Source organism: Brachyspira catarrhinii (assembly GCF_005518285.1).
Classification (GTDB): Bacteria; Spirochaetota; Brachyspiria; order Brachyspirales; family Brachyspiraceae; genus Brachyspira; species Brachyspira catarrhinii.
Genome location: NZ_SJDU01000090.1, coordinates 1 through 7201 on the forward strand (window position 1 = coordinate 1; position 7201 = coordinate 7201).

A 7201-nucleotide genomic window follows, 5' to 3' on the forward strand; every position below is an offset into this window, starting at 1 on the left:
GCCATGCTTTGAAGCAATTTTTTCTTTTTCTGTTTTTGGGGTTTGCTGTTTTTCTAAAAGGTGCAATTTGTCGCTTAAAGCGTAAACTCCAAGTCCAACCCTTGTAAATTTTTTATCTCTTTGAACTCTTTCTCTTATTGTATCAATAGGCGTTTTTCCAGTAACTTTACTTTTATCTTTGTAATTCCAAATTTCTTTGTATATTAATTTTAACGGCGCAACATATCCGTTATCAAGCATAACTTTTTCTATCGCTTCCGTATATGATAAATCTTTTTGCATAAAATTTTCTCCTTTACTTTTTTATTTATTAGATTATAAATTATTTTTACGAGAAATACAGTAAGGCGGGTCAGTTAGGATGCAATCGACTTTTATTTTTTCTTCTTTCATTTCTTTAAGTAGCTCTTTATAATCGCAACATTTTAATTTAATATTTTCAAATTCTATAAAATCTTTTGTTTCTGATTTTATAGTTTCTTCTTTTTCTTGTATTTCAATAAAATTAGGAAAGTATATTTTTTGAGTTATCATTCTATTATCCGTTAATATTTTTATTTGATTTCTGTAAAATTATATAGTAGTATTTTTATTTTTCAAGTTAGTATGTTTATAAGAGTATAAATTTAATTGTTTTTACGCTAAAACTTATTTAAAAAAATTGTTAATAGACAGAAATTATCTATTAACAATTTTTCTATAAAATATAAATAAATATTATAAATTTATTTAATTCCTTCTCTGTAATTAGTTAATTCTTCAGGACTTCTTATTATAATAAATTCCACTCTTCTGTTTAATCTATTGAAATTATATTCGCTGAATCTATAACTAACTCCGCTTTCTATTAATCTACCTTTGTCAATTCCAGCTCGGACAAGTTTTGAAATAGCGCTTCTTGACCTTCTTAAAGAAAGATTTTTATTGAATGTATATTGTCCAACTCTATCCGTATGTCCTTCCACAACCAATTGAAAATTAGTGTTTTGTTTCATAAAATCAGCCACATATTGAACGGTGTCGTCATAATAAGAACCTATGCCATATTTTTCAAAAGCGAATCTTATAGGTTTATCCAAAATTAAAGACTCTCCTCTCAGAAGCGTTCTCGTTTGATAATCGTTATAAGTATTTGTTATAACTTGATTTGTTTGTTTTCCTTGGGTAGTTTTACTTCCACGAGAAGGTTTACTCCTTTTAGTTTCTTTTGTGAGCTTTTTCCTCTGATTCTCTATATTTGTTTGAGGGCTTTGAGCTGAAACGGGAGATTCGGGTTTTGGTATATATAACGGACCTTCAACCTTATGAGAAACATAAAGCACTACAGTGGAATGTTTCATAGAAGAACATCCGTAAAATACGAAAAATGCAATCGACAATACTATAATAAAAACTTTTTTTTGCATAAATTAAACTCCAAAAATTAACTATTTAGGATAATAAATCAAGGTTTGGTAAATCTAAACGATAAAAGCACATCGTTTCCCATTTTAAATCCCATCGTCCTTTGTTGTCCCACTACGGCTCTCCATCCCAAATCTAAAGTAAACCAACTTGTAACATGCCAAGCAAATCCGATTCCAACTCCAAAATAAAGCGTGGTCGCTGAAGTTCCAGTTCTGATTTGCATAAGTCCCGTATTACTCGTAGATGCAGGTTCATCGGTTATATATCCAATTTTTGCTCCTATATTCAATCCTACATATATAGCCATAAAAGGTCTTTTTGTCGTATAAACGCTTTTTGTAGTTAAAGTGTCTAATTCGCTTGCTCGAACATGAAATAAATTCAAGTCATAGTAAATTCCAGCGCTTACAGAATGAATGGCAACTCTCGTATTTGTTGCGAGTAGTCTTCCAATATATTCCAATTCGACTCTAACAGGTATAGGATAAGGGTCTTTTAATCTAAAAAGGTCGTATCCTACTGACACTCCAGCTCCCGCATAGTGATTCCATATCCTTCCGCTTGGGTTTTCAGGATAGTAATCTATTTTCGGAGCTATATACAGTCCTTCAAAAGCGTATCCATATACTTTTGAACCCTGATAAAAAATAGAAGCCGTGATAAAAAGAATTGTTAAGATAGAACTTATTCGTTTCATAATCGGTATCCTCTCTGCTTGAATATTGTCTTTAAGAAATGCCATATTATTTAAGCGATTACTTTTACAATCTTAGTATAATACAAAATAGTATAATAATCAAGCGTTTCTTTAATTTTTTTTACAATCTTTATAACTTTTATCGGATTTTTTTAAAAATGTTAAACAATTTTTTTAGATTTTAAGAAAATTTTTTAAGAAAAAAGCAGATAAATATTTTCTGGATTATACATTTCTTTGTCCGTATGTATTTGCCAATATGTAAGATTTTCTATGCTATGCATTCCTCTGTCTCCCTCATGCATTCCCAAATCTTTATAAGGCTCGTTTAATAAAGTAGCGTCAAAATAACCTTCTTTAGTAAAATCATGAACTTCAAACCATAAATGCTCCAAATCTTTATTCGATTTATTATTGTTATATCCAAGTTTTACCAAAAAAGAAATTTTATCGTCTCCTTTATTTTTATTTAATAATTCCAAAAAATATTCAAATTTTTCAAAAGCAGCGTCTCTCATTATTTCAGTTTCAAAACCGCTTAAAAGAAATACTGGATTATCGGTAAGTTCTTTTTTATAATAATCGAGCGTGCGGTAATTTCCTTTTTTATCTACGGCAACTAAAGCGCCAGAAGGATTATCATGAACTCCGTCTTTTCTATCTTTAAAACCTCCCGAAAAATCTTTATCTATATTAAGCTCCTTCAAAGCCTCTTCCCAAGCAAGCCAGCAAACATTTACTTTATAAGAAGGCGAAAATACGAAGCCAGATTCTGGAACTCCGTTTTGTATAAAAAGTTTCGCGCAAGTGTTTAATAATTGTCCGTAAGCGGCGTTAGAATCTTCGACTCCTATTATTTCAAGCTCTATGCATCCCACTCTATAAAGTCCATGCGTGTGAAACCAATATTCTATTTTGTCTGGATTCTTATCGTCATCGTATATCGCATGAATCGTATAAAGATAATCCAAAGACGGAGGAAGCGAAAAAGTGGAAGTGTATTTTAGCCATTCTCCCGAGCGAGCGGTAAAGCAAGATATATCTAAAAAAATCGAAACATCGGAGGCAATGCTATTAAGCAATTTTAATTGTCTTTGATAATCGCTTAGAGGAAAATTATTGAATATTGTCGATATATGAATCGCGTATTTGCATTTTGTCGCTTCTATATAATCTTTTTCCTGCACCGTATTAACCGAAAAAACTTCTGGCAAATCTTCCGTAATACTCGAAGCTTCGATTAAAGCTATATAAAATATAAGCTCATCGTTATTTTTAGTTTCCTCGCTTTCGTTTCCCGTATCGCTTTCAATAACCATTGGCAAATATTGTAATTTCAAAGAAACTTCCCAAATTGATTTTTCTACTATATGTTTTTGACTTTCTTCAAATTCTATAATTATAAATTCGTCCGATTCGTTTAATGTTTCTTTCAATTCTTCTATAGTCATATTATGGTCGTATTCTTTTGAAAAAACCGCCGCCATAGAAGATTCTCTTTTTAGATTGTTGTTCATTATTTATCCATGCAATTTAATTTTAATAATTCATTTTAACATAATTAAAAATTAAAATAAATAATAAATTCTCGTTTGGAAGTAATTCAAAATAAATAAAATTTCATTTTAAGATTTGATTTTATTAATATCGGATTGCTTCGATTTATAAATAAATCTCGCAATGACGATACGAATTTGTCATTGCGAGGATATGCCGAAGCAATCAATTTTTAATTTTTTCTTTATAATCTATTTATAATCTATTGACAAATTTTTTAAATATTGTATAATTTAATCAATAAAAAATGAATTGCTGGGAGAAATCGGCATGAATTATGAAAACATGAGCAAAAATACTGTAATTATGTTAAGCAAAGCAAAGCAAAGCAAAGCAAAGCAAAGCAAAGCCATTATTATATCTTTCTAACTAATAATTTAAATTTTTATATATCGCAATTTTTTAGAGCGTTTAATTTTTTAAGCGTCTTTTTCGGTTTTGCAAAAAATCAATTTGAAATTCTGATAACAAGGGGTTTTAACCCCTTGCGTTCAAGTGCAATTGCACACAATGGGCTAAAGCCACATTGTTATAAGAAGTGGATTGCTTCGCTCGTTTCACTCGCTCGCAATGACATTGAAAATAATTTTGCAATTCTAAATTTAGTTAAAACCTTTTTAACTTCAATCACTTTCGATAGCTTATCAAGGAAAATTAAAATTCCTTGTTTAGTTATAAATAAAAAATTTTTCAAAAAGGGGGATACTCTTATGTATCAAAAAAGAATTTCACTTTTATTTATTTTAGCGTTTTCGCTATCAATTTTAATTTCTTGCGGCGGTGAACCAAGCACCAATATCAAGTCTAAAAAAGTATATTCAATATATTATACTGGCAATAATCGTTATGTAGAAAATATATACGACCGCGATGATGTAATAGCGACTAACGATTATTATTCTATATCTTTTAAATTGCCCGAAAATGAAGCTTTTAATTACATTTACGAATATGCAAATGAAGACGATAGATTATTTGCTTCTGACGATGGAACAGTTCAACCTAAAACAAACAATTTTTTAAAAACTATTAAAAGAGATTTTGATAGTTTTAGAATTGGCGTAACATCTTATGGAAGTCGTTTAAATGGTTATATAGATGAAGAGAATTCGCGGCTTGTTATTGAAAGAACGGATATTAAAACTGGAAAATTAAACAATGAGATAAAATATTTTTTAACAATTTCATTGCATGGCGTTTATCCTGAAAACGATTATATAACCGTGCCTGTTTATAAAAGAGAAAAATATGAAACTGATGCAGTTTATGGAGGTTATGATTACAAATGGGTTTCTAACGATGTTTATACGATAGAGAAAGAAACTCTTGAAGTAGCATTTACGGTTTTAATGAAAGATAAATCTGGAAAAATAAAACCTATTCATGTGGAAAATTATGCATTCTATGAGGATAGAGGAAAACCAATATACATATTTAGTTATGATGTATCGGATGCTATGCGTTTACAAGTTCGTAAATTTATAGACGAAATAGATTTAGGATATAGAGGCGAAGACCCTAAACAAACGAAAACAATAAAAGAATAATAAAATTTATATAAAAATTAAGGAGTAATAATTATGCCAAATAAAGAAAACAAAAAATTAACAAACTCTTGTGAAGATAGCAATTCACAAAAAATAAACGATGAAGGCAGGCGAATTTTAGAAACCGCCGCAAATGCTCTAAATTCTGAAAATCCTGATGACGTAATGGGGTTTGGAAGTCATGAGATAAAATATAAAGATAATCCATCTAATATTACTATTGATAGTAAAAATAAAAAAACTAAAGAAGGACAGCATTTAGAATACAAAAAAGATGATATAAATAAAGAAATTTGATAAAGACTATAAAAAATAATTTTATAAATTTTTAAGGAGATTAAAATATGGGACTTTGGGATTTAATAAAAGAAGGCGCTGAATTTGTGGGAGATAAATATAAAAATTTTAACGGAGAAGTTAACAAATATAAGGCGCAGTATTCAAATTATTACGATGAACATTTAAAAAGATTATTTAATTCTACAAGCGGGGCAAGAAAAATTGCCATAGCGAGTATTCTTAAAGAAAGAGGAATAGTAAGGATATAATGAATATATCTTTTTACAATGAATACGAATTAAATTAAATAAAATGGGGGTGATTAATATGTCATATCAAAAACCACAAATTTTAGCAAAAAATCAGATGGACGACTTATACATGATGCCTTGCGCTCTTAAAGCGGGTAATGTGGCTTCTTGTAAACCTTGATTTTTTGTTAAGAAAACAATTCAAACAGTGATAATGATATTTTAATTGTTATCACTGTGAATTAATTTTAATAAAAGGAGGTGATAAGTATGTCATATCAAAAACCGCAAGTTTTAGCGGAAAATAAAACAGATGGCTTATATATGATGCCTTGCGATGTCAAAAGCAGTCCTAGTTTATGTAAGTTCTGATTTATCAAAAAATTTGCATAGTGATAATATTTTAATTATTATTGCTATGCATTAATATTTTAATAAGGAGAAAATTTTATTTATGTATTATAAACTTAAAGCGAATACATTTTTTCGTAATTACGATAATATCGGTTATATAATTAATATTCCTAATAATTCGGACAGAGTGGTAAACGAGAGCGGAGCTTTATTTTTAAGTCTATTATCTTATAATCCAAAAAGTTTGGAAGAATTATCAAATATCGCGCTTTCAAAATTTATAAATGTTTCTTTAGACGAACTTCAAAACGATATGAAAGATTTTTACGATAGATTTTATTTTGAAGGTTTTTTAATTAGAGGAGAGAGTTCAAAAGAATGCAATAATTCTGAAAACATATCTATTTCAAACGCTAATATAAAAAATCAATTTAATTCTTATGAAATGCAAAATAATATCGGAACGAGGGAATTTTTAGAAAAATATTTTGCCAAAAATCCATGCCTTCTTAACTTTCAAATAGAACTAACGAGCAAATGCAATGAAAGATGCATTCATTGTTATATTCCGCATGAAGACAAACTTTATAATATAGACGATAATCTTTATTATAGCGTTATAAAACAATTAAAAGATATTGGAGTAATTTCCGTTTCTTTATCTGGCGGAGAGCCTATGCTTCATCCGAATTTTTTAGACTTCTTAAAATACGCTCAAGATAGCGATTTTTATATTAAAGTATTTACAAATCTAACATTATTAAACGAAGAAATTATAAAACTAATGAAAAATAATCGAACGAGCGTTTATGTTTCTTTATATAGCATGAATGAAATTAATCATGAAAAAATAACTCAAATGAAAGGTTCTTTTAATAAAACGAAATCAAATATATTAAAACTTATAGAAAATAATATTCCCGTCCACATAAATTGTCCAATAATGGATTACAACAAAAACGATTATAACGATGTTTATAAATGGGCAAAAAGTTTTAATTTAGAGGTTAGAGTAGATTACGATATAATGGCGAGATGCGATTTGACTACCGATAATCTCGAGCATCGTTTGAAAACTAAAGAAATGGAAAATATAATTGTTAATATTC

At 28.9% G+C, this 7201-nt stretch carries 9 protein-coding genes; 4 read left to right on the plus strand and 5 right to left on the minus strand.

The genetic code is table 11. From position 1 onward, the window contains the following. The 5 genes from EZH24_RS04870 to EZH24_RS04890 form a co-directional block, all read right to left on the minus strand. Positions 1-282 (minus strand): hypothetical protein (locus EZH24_RS04870; RefSeq protein WP_137997998.1); only part of this gene is annotated, 282 nt, incomplete at its 3' end. A gap of 33 nt (positions 283-315) precedes the next feature. Continuing rightward, the gene (locus tag EZH24_RS04875; RefSeq protein WP_137997999.1) at positions 316-534 is read right to left on the minus strand and encodes a class I SAM-dependent methyltransferase; all 219 of its coding nucleotides are present in this window, start codon (positions 532-534) and stop codon (positions 316-318) included. A gap of 191 nt (positions 535-725) precedes the next feature. Beyond that, complete coding sequence (locus EZH24_RS04880; RefSeq protein WP_137998000.1) at positions 726-1406, minus strand: OmpA family protein; 681 nt, start codon at positions 1404-1406, stop codon at positions 726-728. 38 nt (positions 1407-1444) lie between these two features. Beyond that, the gene (locus EZH24_RS04885) at positions 1445-2104 is read right to left on the minus strand and encodes a hypothetical protein (RefSeq protein WP_137998001.1); all 660 of its coding nucleotides are present in this window, start codon (positions 2102-2104) and stop codon (positions 1445-1447) included. Between the two features lie 194 nt (positions 2105-2298). Next, positions 2299-3621, minus strand: coding sequence for a DUF4026 domain-containing protein (locus EZH24_RS04890; RefSeq protein WP_137998002.1), 1323 nt, complete (start codon positions 3619-3621; stop codon positions 2299-2301). 750 nt (positions 3622-4371) lie between these two features. Between EZH24_RS04890 and EZH24_RS04895 the strand changes: the two genes are divergently transcribed. The 4 genes from EZH24_RS04895 to EZH24_RS04910 all read left to right on the plus strand — a co-directional run. Further along, a complete protein-coding gene (locus EZH24_RS04895; protein ID WP_137998003.1) occupies positions 4372-5208 on the plus strand; it encodes a hypothetical protein in 837 nt (278 codons plus the stop codon). 33 nt (positions 5209-5241) lie between these two features. Continuing rightward, a complete protein-coding gene (locus EZH24_RS04900) occupies positions 5242-5505 on the plus strand; it encodes a hypothetical protein (protein ID WP_137998004.1) in 264 nt (87 codons plus the stop codon). A 47-nt stretch (positions 5506-5552) separates the two neighbouring features. After that, a complete protein-coding gene (locus EZH24_RS04905) occupies positions 5553-5756 on the plus strand; it encodes a hypothetical protein (RefSeq protein WP_137998005.1) in 204 nt (67 codons plus the stop codon). 436 nt (positions 5757-6192) lie between these two features. Continuing rightward, a partial coding sequence (locus tag EZH24_RS04910) for a radical SAM protein (protein ID WP_137998006.1) occupies positions 6193-7201 on the plus strand: 1009 nt, incomplete at its 3' end.

What these genes read in the sequence shown, in the direction of transcription:
- EZH24_RS04875 (WP_137997999.1), bottom strand. Translation starts at nt 534, where the DNA reads ATGATAACTCAAAAAATATACTTTCCTAATTTTATTGAAATACAAGAA.
- EZH24_RS04880 (WP_137998000.1), bottom strand. Translation starts at nt 1,406, where the DNA reads ATGCAAAAAAAAGTTTTTATTATAGTATTGTCGATTGCATTTTTCGTA.
- EZH24_RS04885 (WP_137998001.1), bottom strand. Translation starts at nt 2,104, where the DNA reads ATGAAACGAATAAGTTCTATCTTAACAATTCTTTTTATCACGGCTTCT.
- EZH24_RS04890 (WP_137998002.1), bottom strand. Translation starts at nt 3,621, where the DNA reads ATGAACAACAATCTAAAAAGAGAATCTTCTATGGCGGCGGTTTTTTCA.
- EZH24_RS04895 (WP_137998003.1), top strand. Translation starts at nt 4,372, where the DNA reads ATGTATCAAAAAAGAATTTCACTTTTATTTATTTTAGCGTTTTCGCTA.
- EZH24_RS04900 (WP_137998004.1), top strand. Translation starts at nt 5,242, where the DNA reads ATGCCAAATAAAGAAAACAAAAAATTAACAAACTCTTGTGAAGATAGC.
- EZH24_RS04905 (WP_137998005.1), top strand. Translation starts at nt 5,553, where the DNA reads ATGGGACTTTGGGATTTAATAAAAGAAGGCGCTGAATTTGTGGGAGAT.